Origin of the sequence: Actinomadura kijaniata NBRC 14229, assembly GCF_001552175.1 — a bacterium.
GTDB lineage: Bacteria > Actinomycetota > Actinomycetes > Streptosporangiales > Streptosporangiaceae > Spirillospora > Spirillospora kijaniata.
Map to the genome: position 1 here is coordinate 42,689 of NZ_BCQR01000041.1, position 16,535 is coordinate 59,223.

Annotated in this window: 11 protein-coding genes, 1 tRNA gene and 1 pseudogene; 3 read left to right on the forward strand and 10 right to left on the reverse strand. The window is 71.0% G+C overall.

The window, feature by feature from the left end:
• Window position 1 precedes the first annotated feature (1 nt).
• A complete protein-coding gene (locus AKI01S_RS14820; protein ID WP_245681628.1) occupies window positions 2-1,216 on the forward strand; it encodes an ABC transporter permease in 1,215 nt (404 codons plus the stop codon).
• Window positions 1,217-1,333: 117 nt separating this feature from the next.
• On the opposite strand, the gene AKI01S_RS14825 is transcribed toward AKI01S_RS14820, so the two are convergent.
• Complete coding sequence (locus AKI01S_RS14825; protein WP_067816751.1) at window positions 1,334-2,752, reverse strand: serine hydrolase domain-containing protein; 1,419 nt, start codon at window positions 2,750-2,752, stop codon at window positions 1,334-1,336.
• A 76-nt stretch (window positions 2,753-2,828) separates the two neighbouring features.
• On the opposite strand from AKI01S_RS14825, the gene AKI01S_RS14830 reads away from it, so the two are divergent.
• Window positions 2,829-3,455, forward strand: a complete 627-nt coding sequence (locus tag AKI01S_RS14830) for a TetR/AcrR family transcriptional regulator (RefSeq protein WP_067816754.1) — start codon at window positions 2,829-2,831, stop codon at window positions 3,453-3,455.
• A 76-nt stretch (window positions 3,456-3,531) separates the two neighbouring features.
• Here AKI01S_RS14830 and AKI01S_RS14835 read toward each other — a convergent pair whose 3' ends face one another.
• From AKI01S_RS14835 to recF, 7 genes are all read right to left on the reverse strand, one after another.
• On the reverse strand, window positions 3,532-4,725 hold the full coding sequence (locus AKI01S_RS14835; RefSeq protein WP_067816826.1) for an RNA-guided endonuclease InsQ/TnpB family protein: 1,194 nt from the start codon (window positions 4,723-4,725) through the stop codon (window positions 3,532-3,534).
• 108 nt (window positions 4,726-4,833) lie between these two features.
• Window positions 4,834-4,907, reverse strand: a tRNA-Ile gene (locus tag AKI01S_RS14840).
• Window positions 4,908-5,001: 94 nt separating this feature from the next.
• Complete coding sequence (locus tag AKI01S_RS53455) at window positions 5,002-5,901, reverse strand: DUF3566 domain-containing protein (RefSeq protein ID WP_245681629.1); 900 nt, start codon at window positions 5,899-5,901, stop codon at window positions 5,002-5,004.
• Window positions 5,898-8,432 carry a DNA gyrase subunit A gene (gene gyrA / locus AKI01S_RS14850; RefSeq protein WP_067816756.1) on the reverse strand — a complete coding sequence of 845 codons (2,535 nt, stop codon included), beginning with the start codon at window positions 8,430-8,432 and terminating at the stop codon, window positions 5,898-5,900. Before gyrA ends, AKI01S_RS53455 begins: the two co-directional genes overlap by 4 nt.
• Window positions 8,433-8,485: 53 nt before the next feature.
• Complete coding sequence (gyrB, locus tag AKI01S_RS14855) at window positions 8,486-10,435, reverse strand: DNA topoisomerase (ATP-hydrolyzing) subunit B (RefSeq protein WP_083999581.1); 1,950 nt, start codon at window positions 10,433-10,435, stop codon at window positions 8,486-8,488.
• A 425-nt stretch (window positions 10,436-10,860) separates the two neighbouring features.
• A complete protein-coding gene (locus AKI01S_RS14860) occupies window positions 10,861-11,415 on the reverse strand; it encodes a DciA family protein (protein ID WP_067816763.1) in 555 nt (184 codons plus the stop codon).
• Between the two features lie 16 nt (window positions 11,416-11,431).
• Window positions 11,432-12,571: a DNA replication/repair protein RecF gene (gene recF, locus AKI01S_RS14865; RefSeq protein ID WP_067816766.1), complete on the reverse strand. Its 1,140-nt coding sequence runs from the start codon at window positions 12,569-12,571 to the stop codon at window positions 11,432-11,434.
• A 177-nt stretch (window positions 12,572-12,748) separates the two neighbouring features.
• Here recF and AKI01S_RS14870 point away from each other — a divergent pair, with 177 nt between their 5' ends.
• A complete protein-coding gene (locus AKI01S_RS14870) occupies window positions 12,749-13,585 on the forward strand; it encodes an NAD(P)H-binding protein (protein ID WP_067816769.1) in 837 nt (278 codons plus the stop codon).
• 356 nt (window positions 13,586-13,941) lie between these two features.
• Here the strand turns inward: AKI01S_RS14870 and gnd are convergent.
• Window positions 13,942-14,928: pseudogene (gene gnd, locus AKI01S_RS14875) on the reverse strand (phosphogluconate dehydrogenase (NAD(+)-dependent, decarboxylating)); the annotation flags it as partial.
• An 18-nt stretch (window positions 14,929-14,946) separates the two neighbouring features.
• Window positions 14,947-16,074 (reverse strand): DNA polymerase III subunit beta, encoded by a 1,128-nt coding sequence (gene dnaN, locus AKI01S_RS14880; protein ID WP_067816775.1) that lies wholly within the window; start codon window positions 16,072-16,074, stop codon window positions 14,947-14,949.
• Window positions 16,075-16,535 lie beyond the last annotated feature (461 nt).

A 16,535-nucleotide genomic window follows, 5' to 3' on the forward strand; every position in this document is an offset into this window, starting at 1 on the left:
CATGACCGGGACACGAATGACCAGGACACGGCTGACGCCCGCCCGGCTCCGCCCCGCCGACGTGCTGCGCGCCGGCTCGGCGGGCCTGCGCGCCCGCCCCGCCCGGATCGTCCTGTCCGCGCTCGGCATCGCGATCGGCATCGCCACCATGATCTCCGTGGTGGGCGTCTCGGCGTCCGGCAAGGCCGGGGTGATCCGGCAGCTGGAGAGGCTCGGCACCAACATGCTCGTGGCCTCCCCCGGAGAATCCATGTTCACCGGTAAGCAGACCTCGCTGCCCGAAGGGGCCGAACGCATGGTGCTCCGCATCCCCGGTGTCCGGCACGCCGCCGCCACCGGCGGCACCCCCGCCACCGTCCGCCGTACCGACCGCGTCCCCAAGGGCGAGACCGGCGGGCTCACCGTCCAGGCCGCCACCCGGGACCTGCTCACCACCCTGCGCGGCCGCGTCCGCACCGGAACCTGGCTGAACGCCGCCACCGGCCGCCACCCCGCCGTCGTGCTCGGCTCGGTCGCCGCCCGGCGGCTCGGCGTCACCGCGCCCGGCGAACAGGTCTTCATCGGCGACCGCTACTTCACCGTGATCGGCATCCTCGACGACCTGCCGCTGGCCCCCGAGATCGAACGCTCCGCCCTGGTCGGCTGGGACGCCGCCCGGCGGCTGCTGGGCTTCGACGGCCACCCCACCGCGGTCTACCAGCGCTCCACCGACGCCGCCGTCGCGTCGGTCCGCGCCCTGCTGCCCCGCACGATCAACCCGCGCGATCCGCAGGACGTCAAGGTCACCGACCCCTCGACGGCGCTGCGCGCCAAGGCCGCGGCGGCGGGCGCGTTCACCGACCTGCTGCTCGGGCTGGGCGCGGTCGCGCTGCTGGTCGGCGGCGTCGGCGTCGCCAACACCATGGTGATCTCGGTGCTGGAACGCCGCCACGAGATCGGGCTGCGCCGGTCGCTGGGCGCCACACGCGGACAGATCCGCCTCCAGTTCGTGACCGAGTCGCTGCTGCTGTCGGGGCTCGGCGGGATCGCGGGCGCGGTGCTGGGCGCGGCGGCGACGTTCGGCTACGCGACCTTCATGGGGCTGCCGCCGACCGTGCCGCTCTGGTCCCTCACCGGCGGTCTCGCCGCCACGCTGGCCATCGGGATGCTCGCCGGGCTCTACCCGGCGGTCCGCGCCGCCCGGCTGTCCCCCACGGTCGCGTTGCAGGCCACCTGAACCGCTACCCGATCATCTCCCTGCCGGACGAGCCCGGCCGGTGGGTGGTCGGCCCCGAGGGTGCGTTCCCGGACAGCCGGGAACGCACCCTGGCCCCCGTGCCCGACGACGAGCGGGTCACCGTCGTCGACTGCCACACCTGACCAGGGCGAACGCCCCGCACACGACGGTGACGGCACCGGCGGCCACCGCGACGCACAACGCGGCGAACGCGTCAGGCAGCCACGTCGCCAACGGCCGCACCCCCAGCTGACCGGACGCCCACACCGCCAGGACCAGCGGCACCACGCCCACCAGCACCCAGGCGACGGAACTCCGGCGCGAGACCTCCGGGCGGCGCAGCCGGACCACCGAACGTCCCGCCGCCAGCACCAGCCCCAACGCGAGCACGGTCACACCCCAGACCGTCGCGTGGTAACCGGTCGCGGAAGAGGAACCGCCCAGGCCACCGCCCGCCAGCAGCCGGGCGGCGTCGAAACCCACCTGCATCACCGCGCCGTCATGCAGCAGACCGTGCAGGTTCTGGTGCAGCACGAGCGCGAGACCGCGCTCCGGGATCAGGAACACCATCGCCGAATAACCAGGGGTCGCCCCCGTGTGCCAGACGGCCCGGTCGAGCGGCGGCTTCAGGCCGCCGACACGCCATCCCATCCCGTAACCCGAACCGGGCTTGCCCTCCCGGCGCATGAGCCGCACGTCCTCAGGCGCGAGCGTCCCGTCGCCCGAACGCAGCTGGAACGCCGCGAACGCCGCGAGATCGTTCAGGTCACCGCCCAGATAGCCGTAGGCCGCGCCGTGGTCGTCGAACCCGTCGGCGACCGCGGACGGCACCCCCCACATCAGCTGATGCCCCGGCGGCAGCCCCCTCCTCGAAGCCGTCGCGGCATCGGCGATGGCCCCGTCCATACCGGCCGGGTCCAGGACCGCCCGGCGCAGGTGCTCCGCGAAGGGACGCCGGGTGACCGCCTCGACCACGGCCGCCAGCACCAGGTAGTTGGCACTGGCATAGGCGTACCTGCTCCCCGGCGGGCCCAGCGGGTCCACCCCGTCCAACCCGCCGAGACGCTCAGCGGGACGCGGGCAGCCGAAACAGTCGGCGAGCTTGAGCGTGGGCCGTTCGGGGATCCCCGCCGTCTGGTTGAGCAGATGGCGGACCGTGACACGGGAGGCGTGCGCCGCGCCACCGAACCGGAAACGCGGCAAGTGCTCCACGACCCGGTCGTCCAGGCCGAGGCGCCCCGACCGCACCAGAGCCATGACCGCCGTCGCCGTCGCCGGTTTGGCCACCGAACCCCACAGGAACGGGGTGTCGGCCGTCACCGGACGGCCGCGCCCGTCCTTTCCCCAGGCCCGTTGGTGCACAGGACCACCGGGGCCGACCACGGCATAGGCGAGCCCCGGCACCCGCGCGTCCCTCATCCGGGCGCGGATGTGCGCGTCGAGCGCGGCATACGCGTCGGGCCGGGCCACGGCGGGAGCGGCAGGGAGAAGAACGGACAGGAGCAGCAGCAGGATCGCCGCGTTCCACCAACGCACAGGGCCTCGCCTTCCGAGGGACGCACGGATAACCATATCGCCATACGGTTTTACCGTATGGCGATATGGTCAACAAGTGCCCAGGACCGCCGATCACCACGAACGCCGGCGCCAGATCGCCACCGCCGTCTGCGAACTCATCTCCGACCACGGCCTCGACGCCGTCACCGTCGCCCGCACCGCCGCCACCGCCGGCATCTCCGTCGGGCTCGTCCAGCACTACTTCCGCACCAAGGACGACATGCTCCTGCACGCCTTCCAGCAGGTCACCACGCAGATCCGCGACCGCGTGAACGCCCACGTCCAGGCCGGGACCCGCCACCACCGCCCCATCGCCGGCATCCTCGCCGAGGCGCTGACCGAACTGCTCCCCCTCGACGCCGTCCGCCGCACCGAGTTCCGCGTCACCCGGGCCTTCGCCGGACGCACCCTCGACGTCCCCGCCCTCGCCGAGGTGGACGTGCGGACCGCCCGAGCGCTCCGCGACGACCTGGCGCAGGCGATCCACAACGGCAAGGAATGCGGCGAGGTCGCCGAGGACCTGGACCCCCGCCCCGCCGCCGTCCGCCTCGCCGCCGTGACCGAGGGCCTGGCCATGCAGGTCTACCGCACCCCGGAAACCGCGGACGAGCCGCTCGCGACCTCGATCATCAGATCCGAGCTCGCCACCGTCTTCACCGGCGAATGCCACCAGTACACGTGACACGGCGACGCCCGGCCCCTGGAACGGGACCGGGCGCTGGCCCTAAAGCGTGTAGGCGTACCAGGACGTCAACCGCTCACGATGGAATGTTGTGAGCTTGCAGCTCGGCGAACCTCACCTCTGGTCCGCCGTCCGCAATAGGCGCGTTGACAAGAGCCCATGCCACTCTGGCGCGCTGGCGCACATTCACAGCGGCGACATGGTCCGACGGGCCAGCGAGCCCGCAGACCTGACATCGGAAGTCGTCCCGACGAGGACGGTTCCGGCGGGAGACATGCCCGCACCGCGGACACGTCTGGGACGTGTAGGCCGGATCCACCACGAGGAACGGAACACCCGCCCGCCTGGCCTTGTACGCCAGGTAATCCACGATCTGGTGGTACGGCCAACGAGAGAGCATGGCCCGCTGGTGCCGCCTGAGCCGTACCCGTTCGCGGATGCCGCGCAGATCCTCCACGGCGATCCCGCGCCCGGTGCGTTGGGCATCGGCCACGATCTCCTTGGCGATCCTGTGATTGACACAGGACGCATGCCGGGCTTCCTTGCGCGCCCGGCGACGCAGCTTGCGCCTGGCGGACCTGGTGCCCTTCGACTGCACCTCGGCCCGGACACGGGCCATCCGCCGCCGGTACCGGGTCAACCCGGCACCCTGATGGTTCCGTCCGTCACTGGTGGTCGCAAGGTTGACGATCCCGCGATCGACACCGATCCAGTCCATGGGCTCGGCGTTCAACGCCGCCTCCGGCACCTCGCAGGTGGCGACCAGGAACCACTTGCCCGCACGACACACCAGATCGGACTCGCCCTTCCGGTACCGGACCAGCATGTCCAGTTGCTCGGACGTGGCGGCGAACGGGACGCCCCGCACCCGACCACGGACCGTCCAGATCGACACCTGGCGGTCCTCCCACCACCACGACAGGCAGCGATCGTCGAACGGCTGCGCGGCGTCCGGACGGAACTCGACGGGCTTCCCTTCGGCGCGCTGCCGCCCCCGGCCGCGCACCAACCGCTTACTCACCTGGGAACGCCCCACCGTGTAGGCGTCGGCGACCTTGCGGATCACGTGCAGGGACGCCTGCGCGGCCAGTCCCGCGGCCTTGAGATCGGCGTACACCAGCTTCTGCAACGGCACGCGGGCATGGACGCCGGTCTCGAAGACCCGCACGGAGACCCGGTTGGCCGCCTCGTTGCAGGCGTGCAGGGTGGCCGCCAGCGCCTCTTCCTGCTGAGGCGATGGAAGCAGTTTCACCTGCACCATCAGCTTCATGGAAAACATGATGAAGAGCCGGGGACGCCGTCGCCATCGATTCGGCGATAGACACACAAAGACCCCACTCGCAAAGAGTGGGGTCTCATATCCGACATTTCGGGTATGTGGGCGTAGGAGGACTTGAACCTCCGGCCTCATCCTTATCAGGGATGCGCTCTAACCGACTGAGCTATACGCCCTCGCTGCGTCGCCGGTCCTCGTTGCTGTTTCCCGGCGACGCATGAGAGATTACCGCATCTCGTGGGCGGACCGGTAATCGTTATGCCAGGTCGGCTACTCGGCCTCCTTGAGGGTGACCTCGACGCCTCCGACCAGGTCGGCGGCCAGGTTGTAGATCACCGATCCGACCGTGGACAGGGCCGTGATCAGCAGGACGTTCAGCGCGCCGACGAGGACGGTGTAGCCGAAGACGCGGGCGAAGGAGAACCAGCTTCCGGCGTCCAGGCCGCCGCCGGTCTGGCCCTGCTGGCGGGTCAGCTCGTTGACGGTGTCGCTGATCGCCGAGAAGACGCCCAGGCCCGACAGGATGAGCCACAGGACGATCACCGCGACGAGCAGGACGACGAAGCAGACCAGCGACATCACGAAGCTGAACTTCATGACCGACCAGGGCTCCAGGCGCGCGAGCTGGAGCTGGGCCCTGCGGGCCGGCTTGCCGGTGGCGGGCTTCTTCGCCGCGTCGTCCTTGGTGTCCTTCTTGTCGGTCGCCGGGCGGTCCTTCAGGACGGTGCCCGCGAAGCCACCGGAGGAACGGGTGGCGCTCGCGGCGGGCGCGGCCCCGGAGCCGAGCGGCTTGTCCACGCGGCTGCCGGAGACCGAGGACGCCGGTTCGGCGGGCTTGGTCCAGTCGGGCTTCCTGGTGTCGGTCTTGGCCGGCTTGGCCGTGGCGTCGGTCTTGATGTCGGTCTTGGTGTCCTTCGCCGCGGTGGGCTTCGTGGAAGCCTCGGTCTTCGGCTTGGGCGTTTCGCCGCTGCTCTTGACCGGGTCCTTCACCGGCGCGATCGCCTTGTCCTCGGTGTCGGCCGGGGAGTCGTCCTTGATCGCCGTCAGGTCCGGGGTGGTCTCGTCCACGGGCTTGAGGTCGACCTTGGTCTCGTCCCTGGCGGGCTTGGCGGACGCGGCGGCCACGGTCTTCTTGGGCTTGCCCTTGCCGTCACCGGGCTGAGTGGTCACGAGTCCTCCTGGGCGGGGGAAACGTCACTGGCCGTGCCCCCTTCGTCCGTCTCGGCGTCCGAGTCCTCCATGGACTCTACGTTCCTCGCGATCGCGACGACGCTGTCCCCGTCCGCGAGGTTCATCAGACGCACGCCCATGGTCTGGCGTCCGGACTGCTTGACCTCTGCCGCACGCGTGCGGATGACGCCGCCGTTGGACGTCATGGCGAACACCTCGTCGTCCGGGCCCACCATGAGTGCCCCTACCAACCTGCCGCGAGATTCCACGATCTTAGCGGTGAGAACGCCCTTGCCGCCGCGTCCCTGGGTCGGGTACTGGCCGGCGGGGGTCCGCTTGGCGTAGCCGCCCTCCGTGGCGACCAGCACGTCCTGCTCCTCGTCCTGCACCACGAGCATGTTGAGGACGTGCTGGTCCTCCTCGAAGCGCATGCCGATGACCCCGGAGGTGGCGCGGCCCATGGGGCGCAGGGAGTCGTCGTCGGCGTGGAACCGGATGGCCTGGGCGTTGGTGGAGACCATCAGCAGGTCGTCGTCGGGCGAGACCAGGCGGGCGGCGATGACCTCGTCGTCGTCCAGCAGGTTGATGGCGATGATGCCGCCGGAGCGGGGCGAGTCGTAGTCGCGCAGGGCGGTCTTCTTGACCTTGCCCCTCTTGGTGGCGATGACCAGGTAGGGCGCGACGTCGTAGTCGCGGAGGTCCATGACCTGGGCGATGCGTTCGTCGGGCTGGAACGCCAGGAGGTTGGCGACGTGCTGGCCGCGGGAGTCGCGGCCGGCGTCGGGCAGCTCGTAGGCCTTGGCGCGGTAGACGCGGCCCTTGTTGGTGAAGAACAGGATCCAGTGGTGCGTCGTGGTGACGAAGAACTGGTCGACGATGTCGTCCTGCTTGAGCTGGGCGCCGCGGACGCCCTTGCCGCCGCGCCGCTGGGCGCGGTAGGCGTCGGTGCGGGTGCGCTTGGCGTAGCCGCCGCGGGTGATGGTGACGACGATGTCCTCTTCGGCGATGAGGTCCTCGTAGGAGACGTCGCCGTCGAAGGGGATGATCTGGGTGCGACGCTCGTCGCCGTACTTCTCGACGATGGGGGCGAGCTCGTCACCGATGATCCGTCGCTGCCGCTCGGGGGAGGCGAGGATGTCGTTGTAGTCGGTGATCTCGGCCATCAGCTTGTCGTACTCGTCGGTGATGGACCGGCGTTCCAGGGCGGCGAGCTTGCGGAGCTGCATGTCGAGGATGGCCTGGGCCTGGACCTCGTCGATCTCCAGCAGGCTCATCAGGCCCTGCTGGGCCTCCTGCGCGGACGGGGAGCGCCGGATGAGGGCGATGACCTCGTCGATGCGGTCCAGGGCCTTCAGGAGGGCGCGCAGGATGTGGGCGCGCTCCTCGGCCTTGCGGAGCAGGAAGCGGGTGCGGCGGACGATGACGTCGATCTGGTGGTCGACCCAGTGCCGGATGAACTGGTCCAGCCGGAGGGTGCGGGGGACGCCGTCGACCAGCGCGAGCATGTTCGCGCCGAAGGTCTCCTGGAGCTGGGTGTGCTTGTAGAGGTTGTTGAGGACGACCTTGGCGACGGCGTCGCGCTTGAGGACGATGACGAGGCGCTGGCCGGTGCGGCCGGAGGTCTCGTCGCGGACGTCGGCGATGCCGTCGAGCTTGCCGTCCTTGACCAGCTCGGCGATCTTGAGGGCGAGGTTGTCGGGGTTGACCTGGTAGGGCAGTTCGGTGACGACCAGGCAGGTGCGGTTCTGGATCTCCTCGACCTCGACGACGGCGCGCATGGTGATGGAGCCGCGGCCGGTGCGGTAGGCCTCCTCGATCCCCTTGCGGCCGACGATGAGGCCGGCGGTCGGGAAGTCGGGGCCCTTGACGCGCTCGATGAGGGCCTCGAGGAGCTCCTCGTCGGTGGCGCCGTAGTTGTCGAGGAACCAGCGGACGCCGTCGGCGACCTCGCGCAGGTTGTGCGGCGGGATGTTGGTGGCCATGCCGACCGCGATGCCCGCCGAGCCGTTGACCAGGAGGTTGGGGTAGCGGGACGGCATGACGTCCGGCTCCTGGGAGCGGCCGTCGTAGTTCGGCGAGAAGTCGACGGTCTCCTTGTCGATGTCGCGCAGCAGCTCCATGGCCAGCGGCGCCATGCGGCACTCGGTGTAGCGCATGGCGGCGGCGGGGTCGTTGCCGCGGGAGCCGAAGTTGCCGTTGCCGTCGACCAGCGGGTAGCGCATCGACCAGGGCTGGGCGAGCCGGACCAGCGCGTCGTAGATCGCCGAGTCGCCGTGGGGGTGGTAGTTACCCATGACGTCGCCGACGACGCGCGCGCACTTGAAGTAGCCGCGGTCGGGGCGGTACCCGCCGTCGTACATGGCGTACAGCACGCGGCGGTGCACGGGCTTCAGGCCGTCGCGCACCTCGGGCAGGGCGCGGGCGACGATGACCGACATCGCGTAGTCGAGATAGCTCTTCTGCATCTCGACCTGGATGTCGACCGGTTCGATCCGCTCGCCGGGTCCGTCCGCTGTGGTCACGTCCGTCACTGTGTAAGACCTCTTCTTCGTTGTGGAAGCAAGCTCGGGCCGCGGTCAGCGCGTCAGATGTCCAGGAAGCGGACGTCCTTGGCGTTGCGCTGGATGAACTCGCGGCGAGGCTCGACCTCCTCGCCCATCAGGACGCTGAACAGCTCGTCGGCCTGGGCGGCGTCGTCGAGCTGGACCTGCAGGAGGACGCGCTTGGCGGGGTCCATGGTGGTGTCCCACAGCTCGTTGGCGTTCATCTCGCCCAGACCCTTGAAGCGCTGCACCTGGTCGCGGGGGCGGGGGTCGCGCTTGCCCGCGGCGATCCCGGCCTCGATGACCTGGTCCCGCTCGCGGTCGGAGTAGGCGTAGTCGACGTCGGTGCCGCGCCCGTCCCACTTGATCTTGTAGAGCGGCGGCTGCGAGAGGTAGACGTGCCCGGCCTCGATGAGCGGCTTCATGAAGCGGAACAGCAGGGTGAGCAGCAGCGTGTTGATGTGGTGGCCGTCGACGTCGGCGTCCGACATCAAAATGATCTTGTGGTAGCGCAGCTTCTCGATGTCGAACTCGTCGTGCACGCCGGTGCCCAGGGCGGTCATGATCGCCTGGACCTCGTTGTTCTTGAGGATCTTGTCGATGCGCGCCTTCTCGACGTTCAGGATCTTGCCGCGGATGGGCAGGATGGCCTGGAAGTGCGGGTTGCGGCCGCCCTTGGCGGAGCCGCCGGCCGAGTCGCCCTCGACGATGTAGAGCTCGGACCGGCTGGGGTCGGTGGACTGGCAGTCGGCCAGCTTGCCCGGCAGCGAGGTGGACTCCAGCAGGCTCTTGCGGCGGGTCAGGTCGCGGGCCTGGCGGGCGGCGACGCGGGCGCGCGCGGCCTGGGTGGCCTTGGTGATGATCTCCTTGGCCTCGCCGGGGTTCTCCTCGAACCAGTCGCGCAGGTGCTCGTTGCAGGCGCGCTGCACGAACGCCTTGGCCTCGGAGTTGCCGAGCTTGGTCTTGGTCTGGCCCTCGAACTGCGGGTCGGCCAGCTTGATCGAGATGATCGCGGTGAGGCCCTCGCGGACGTCCTCGCCGGTGAGGTTGTCGTCCTTGTCGCGCAGCAGGCCCTTGTCGCGGGCGTACCGGTTGACGATGGTGGTCAGCGCCGCGCGGAAGCCCTCCTCGTGGGTGCCGCCCTCCGCGGTGTTGATGGTGTTGGCGAAGGTGTGGACCGACTCGGTGTAGGAGGAGTTCCACTGCATGGCGATCTCGACCGACATGCCCTCGGTGTCGTCGCCGAAGTAGATGACCGACTCGTGGACGGCGTCCTTCTTGGCGTTGAGGTAGCGGACGAAGTCCTCGATGCCACCCTCGTAGTGGTAGGCGACCACGCGGGCCTCGCCGCCGTCGTCGCCGTTGAGGTGGTCGGGACGCTCGTCGCGCAGCGTGATGGACAGGCCGCGGTTGAGGAACGCCATCTCCTGCATGCGGCGGGAGAGGGTCTCGAAGTTCCAGTCGAGGGTCTCGAAGATCTCGGCGTCGGGCCAGAAGGTGATCTGGGTGCCGGTCTCGTCGGTGGGCTCGCCCTTCTCCAGGGGGCCCTCGGCGCCCTGCCAGGTGTAGGACTGGCGCCAGTAGTGGCCGTCGGTGCGGATCTCGGCTTCCAGCCGGGTGGACAGCGCGTTGACCACGGCGGAGCCGACGCCGTGCAGGCCGCCGGAGACCGCGTAGGACTTGCCGTCGAACTTGCCGCCGGCGTGCAGGGTGGTCAGCACCAGCTCGACGGCCGGTTTCTTCTCCACCGGATGCTCGCCGACGGGGATGCCGCGGCCGTTGTCGACGACCCGCACGCCGCCGTCGGCCAGCAGGGTGACCTCGATGGCGTCGGCATAGCCGGCCAGGGCCTCGTCGACGGAGTTGTCGACGATCTCGTAGACCAGGTGGTGCAGGCCGCGTTCCCCGGTCGACCCGATGTACATGCCGGGCCGCTTGCGAACCGCTTCCAGGCCCTCAAGGACGGTGATCGAACTAGCGTCGTACGCCAAAGGAGATCCTCCTGCCGGGGACGCGTCGCCGCCGCCCCACGCCCTGCTTATGAACTCACGGTGAACGCGGTGTGCCCCGTAACACACGTAAGGGCGCCCTTGCGCTCCGGCCGTGTCGGCCAGAGCCCCGGGGCGACCCATGGCGGCGCAGCATCCTGAACCCGGTTTCATTCTACCCGGTGACGGGTCGGAAAGTGGCACTGACGGACGCTGTGTGGCCGTGTGGCGGTCGAACGGGCGCGGAGGTGCATCCCCCCATTCACCCCCGGGGCTTGTCTGGTCTGTGAAGCGCTCGTAGCGGAAACCGCTGCCGCTCACTCCACACTGATGTTCTCACCCGGCACCGACAAAACGATGCCTCCCGGGGACGGGGCGTGATCAGCGCGTTCGCGGGGCCCGGACGCGGCGAACACGGCGGGCGGGGGTCAGCGGACCCGCCAGGCCCCGGTGCGGCGGGGGCCCGAGGAGGGGCCGACGACCTTGACGCGTTTGACGGTGCCCTGGCCGAGCTCCTCGTTGAGGCGGCGGACCAGGGTGGCGGCGAGCAGGCGCAGCTGGGTGGCCCAGGTGTTGGAGTCGGCGACGACGGTGAGCTCGCCGTTCTCGAACTTCTCGGGCCTGGTGTGCTCGGCGAGCTCGGGGCCGACGATGCCGGGCCAGTTGCCGAAGACGCCGCCGACGGCCGCGCGCTGCTCCCAGCCGCGGGTGGCCAGCAGGTCGCGGATGGCCGCGCCGAACCGCCGGGGGTCGCCGCCGCGGCCGGGTTCGAGGGGGCGGGCGGGCAGGGGGTTCCTGGCGCGTTTGCGGCCCTGGCCGGGGAGGGTCCCGCGTTTGAGGGCGTCGGCCTTGGCCTGGGCGAGGGCCTCGCGCGCGAGCTCGATGCCCGTCTTGGCGGGCGGCGAGCCGGGGGCCGGGCCGGAGTCCGCCGGGGCAGCGGGCTCGTCCGGCGGGTTGTGCACACCCTGTGGATCGTCGGTCATCTTCTCCCCCTTCCGGTCAGCCGAGCATGTCCCGGTCGGGGACCACCTGGCCGCCGGAGACGGCGTAGGTCGCGCCGGTCAGCTCCTTGGGAACGTCCTCCGGGACGGCGGCGGTGACCAGCACCTGCTCGGCGGGCGCGACCATCCCGGCGAGCCGCGCGCGGCGTCCGGCGTCGAGCTCGGCGAACACGTCGTCCAGGATCAGGACGGGGTCGTCTCCGTCGGCGCGCAGCAGCTCGAACGCCGCCAGCCGCAGCGCCAGCGCGAACGACCAGGACTCGCCGTGGCTGGCGTAGCCCCGCGCGGGCAGGTCCCCCAGCCGCAGGACGAGTTCGTCGCGGTGCGGGCCGACGAGGCTGACGCCGCGTTCCAGCTCCTGTTTGCGGGCCTCGGCGACGCCGCCCAGCAGCTGTTCGGCGAGCTGCGCGCGGTCGGTGGACAGCTCGGCGGCGCCGAGGGAGCTCTTGTAGAGCAGGTCGGCGGCGCCGCTGTGGGGGGCGAGCTCGGCGTAGGAGGCGGCGACCAGCGGGCGCAGCCCCTCCACCAGCTCCAGCCGGGCGGCGAGCAGCTCGGACCCGGTGCGGGCCAGGTGGGTGTCCCACACGTCGAGGGTGGCCAGCACCTCGGGGCCGGGGGAGCGGCGGTGCGCGGCGGCGGACTTGAGCAGGGCGTTGCGCTGCTTGAGGACGCGCTCGTAGTCGGAGCGGACCCCGGCGAAGCGCGGGGCGCGGGTGGTCAGCAGCTCGTCCAGGAACCGGCGGCGCTCCCCCGGGTCGCCCTTGACCAGCGACAGGTCCTCGGGCGCGAACAGCACGGTCCGCAGCACCCCCAGGATCTCCCGGGGCCGGGGGACGGGGGAGCGGTTGAGGCGGGCCCGGTTGGCCTTACCCGGGTTGATCTCCAGCTCGATCAGGGCCTTGCGGTCGTCGCGGACCACCCCGGCGCGCACGATGGCCCGCGGCGCCCCCTGCCGGACCAGCGGCGCGTCGGTGGCGGCCCGGTGGCTGCCGTGCGTGGCGACGTACCCGATCGCCTCGACGAGGTTGGTCTTGCCCTGCCCGTTGGGGCCCACGAACGCGGTGACGCCCGCGTCGAGCGGCACCTCGGCGGTGGCGTACGAGCGGAAGTCCTGGAGCGAGAGATGGGCCACGTGCACGAGTAACGAGGGTAGGGCCTCGCCGCGGCATCCGTGTTGTCCACAGCGGTGGAAGAAGACCGGGGCCCCGACCGGTCAGGTGACGGATTCGGCCGGACCGGCGGCGTCCTAGCGTCCCTCACCTGCACACCCGTACCGAGCGGGCTCCCTCCCGGGAGCCCGGGGAGAGGACGACGCATGATCCTGGTGACCGGAGCCTCCGGCAACGTCGGACGGCCCCTCGTGGACCTGCTGCTGAGGGACGGGGTCCCGGTCCGTGCCCTGACCCGCGACCCCGCGGCGGCGGGCCTGCCCGCCGGGGCCGACGTCGTGGCCGGGGACCTGACGACGATCGGGGCCGCGCTGCCGGGGGTGGAGGCGGTGTTCCTGGTCTGGCCGATGCCGACCGCCGACGCCGCGCCCGCCGTCGTCGAGGCGGTCGCCGCGCACGCGCGGCGTGTCGTGCTGCTGTCGTCGGCGGCGGTCCTGGACGGCGTGGGGACCGACGACAACGTGATCGGGAGGCTGCACGCCGACCTGGAGGCGCCGATCGCGGCGTCCGGGCTGGAGTGGACGTTCCTGCGCCCGTGGGGGTTCGCGACCAACACGCTGGCGTGGGCGGAGGAGATCCGCGCCCACGGCACCGTCAGCGACATCCACGGCCAGGTCGCCGCGTCGCTGATCCACGAGCGGGACATCGCGGCCGTGGCGGCCCGCGCGCTCACCGAGGACGGCCACGCCGGAGCGGCCTACGAGCTGACCGGCCCCGAGCTGCTGACGCAGGTCGAGCAGGCGCGGATCATCGGGGAGGCGATCGGGCGTCCGGTGCGGTGGCGGGAGATCTCCCGCGCCGAGGCGCACACCCGCAAGGTCGCGGCGGGGTTCCCGCCCGAGTTCGCCGACGTGATGCTGGACGGTTTCGCCGCGCTGGCGGAACGGCCTGGCAGGGTCACCTCCACGGTGGAGGAGGTGACCGGGGTTCCGGCCCGGTCCTTCCGCCAGTGGGCGGCCGACCACGCCGCGGACTTCCGCTGACGTTCCGCCGGGAGGCCGTCCACGCCCTGTGGACGGCTTCCCGGAGCCCCCGCCCGGCTCACCGCGTCCGGTGGCCACAGGGTGTGGACAACGCCACGGCGCCTCAGCCGCCGGCCGGCCCGACGTCCAGGACCGCCTTGCCGTTGACGCGCCGTCCGCGCGGCGCGGCCAGGCCCGCCGCGGGCAGTGCCGCCGCCATCGCCGGGTCGGCCGGGTCCGGCACCGGGACCGGCGTGCCGATCCCGACCGCGGATTCCCACCGCCGGACCGGTGCCGTCGTCCACGGTCTGTGGACGAACGCCGACGGGCCGCCCCGCGGTGGGGCGGCCCGTCGGCGTCGGCCGGGATCGGCGGGGTCAGGTCGCCGGGGGAGCCACGTCGGCGCCCGGGGAGTCGGCGCCCTTGGCCGACTCCACCGCGTGGCCGCCGAACTGGTTGCGCAGGGCCGCCACGACCTTCATCGCCGGGGAGTCGTCCTGGCGGCTCGCGAAGCGCGCGAACAGCGACGCCGTGATCGCCGGGAGCGGGACCGCGTGGTCGACGGCCGCCTGGACCGTCCAGCGGCCCTCGCCGGAGTCGTTGGCGTAGCCGCGGATGCGCTCCAGCTCGGGATCGTCGGCCAGCGCGCGGTTCATCAGGTCCAGCAGCCAGGACCGGATGACGGTCCCCTCCTGCCAGGAGCGGAACGTCTCGGGCACGTTGGTGACGATGTCGGCGGCCTCGATGAGCTCGTAGCCCTCGCCGAACGCCTGCATCATCGCGTACTCGATGCCGTTGTGGACCATCTTCACGAAGTGGCCCGCGCCGACCCTCCCGCTGTGGACGAAGCCGAACTCGCCCTCCGGCTTGAGCGTCTCGAAGATCGGCATGAGGCGCTTGACGTTGTCCTCGTCGCCGCCGACCATCAGCGCGTAGCCGTTCTGCAGGCCCCACACGCCGCCGGACACGCCGCAGTCGACGAACCCGATGTTCTTGGCGGCGAGCTGCTCGCCGTGCTTCTGGTCGTCCACGTAGTGGGAGTTGCCGCCGTCGACGACGACGTCACCGGGGGACAGCAGTTCCCCCAGCCTGTTGATGGTCTCCTGGGTCGGGGCGCCGGCCGGCACCATGACCCACACGGCCCGCGGCGGCGACAGGCGTTCGACCAGCTCCTCCAGCGAGGACACGTCGCTGATCTTCGGGTCGCGGTCGTACCCGACGACGGTGTGGCCGCCGCGGCGCAGACGTTCGGCCATGTTGCCGCCCATCCGGCCCAGGCCGATCATCCCCAGCTCCATTGCTTCACTCCCCTGTCCTTGAGGTCCGTGCCCATCATGGCGCGGCACGGGCTGATCCCCCCTGGTATGCCCCCTTGACGCGTCTTACCCCGTCAGCCGCACCGGCATGATCAGGTAGCGGTAGTGGGGGTTCTCGCCCTCGGCGGCGGGCTTGCCGGTCAGGACGGCGGGCTTGGTCGGCGTGGTGAACGACAGCCGCGCCACGTCCGAGCCGATCTGTGACAGGCCGTCCAGCAGGAACCCGGGGTTGAACGCGATCTCGATGTCGTCGCCCTCCAGATTGGCCTCCAGGGCCTCCACGGCCTGCGCCTCGTCCCCGGTCCCGGCCTCCAGGACGACCTCGCCCTTGCGGAATGACAGGCGGACCGGCGTGTTGCGCTCGGCGACCAGCGACACGCGCTTGACGGCCTCGATGAACGGCGAGGTGGACACCTCCGCCAGGCCCGCGTACTCCGACGGCAGCAGCGACCGGTACTTGACGAAGTCGCCGTCCAGCAGCCGCGAGGTGGTGCGGCGGCCGCCGCCGGAGAAACCGATCATGCCCTCGCCGGTGCCGCCCGCCCCGCCCAGCGCGATCGACACCTCGGCGCCGGAGGTCAGCGACTTGGCGGTGTCGGCGAGGGTCTTGGCGGGCACCAGGGCCACGGCCGAGAAGTCGGGGCGCTCGGGCTTCCAGTGCAGCTCCCGGACCGCCAGGCGGTACCGGTCGGTGGACGCCAGCGTGACGGTCTCGCCCTCGATCTCCACCCGCACGCCGGTGAGCATGGGGATGGTGTCGTCGCGGCCCGCGGCGATGGCGACCTGGGACACGGCGGCGGCGAACTCGTCGCTGCCCACCGACCCGGCGGCCGGCGGCATCTCCGGCAGCGTCGGGTAGTCCTCCACAGGCATGGTGAGGAGTGTGAACTTCGCGCTGCCGCAGCGCAGCATCACCTTCGCGCCGTCGGTCGTGAACTCCACAGGGTGGGGAGGAAGCGCGCGGCAGATCTCGGCGAGCAGCTTGCCCGACACCAGGGCGGTGCCCGGGTCCTCGGTGTCGATGTCGGTGGAGACCTGCGCCGAGACCTCGTAGTCGAACGCCGACAGCTTCAGCCGGTCGCTGGCCTCGATGTGCATTCCGGCGAGCACCGGGACCGGGGGCCGCTGGGGAAGGGTGCGCGCGGTCCAGGCCACGGCTTCGGCCAGGGCGTCTCTGTCGATGCGGAACTTCAAGGGGACCCGCCTCCTGCAGGTGTCGGACAAGGGTGAGGTGGAGCGGGGCCGGGTCGCGCGCTCGGGACGCTCCATCCCCAGGCCCTAACTTGAGAGGGATCTTTTCTTGGTTAGAACAAAGAGGTAGTACTCGTCATAGGGACTGTGGACACGGTGGACAACCCTTGTTTCCGCAGGTGAACGGGTGGATTTTTGTCCACGTCCCGTGTGGAGCGCCGGTGGACGGGGCGGGCGCGCATGGGGATGACGAATCTTTCCCCACACGGTGTCCCCACCTCTTCCCCCGGTTCTCCACGAGTTTTCCGCAGGTTCTCCCACCCGTAGCGTCGGGCGGGCAGTGACCGGGTGGTCGGGAACGGCGTCGTCCCCACCCCGTCCCCAGGGCTTCCCCAAGTCGTCCACGGAGTCGTCCCCATGATGCCCCCTGGCCGTCCCCAGCCGGTCCACAATCCATCCACGAG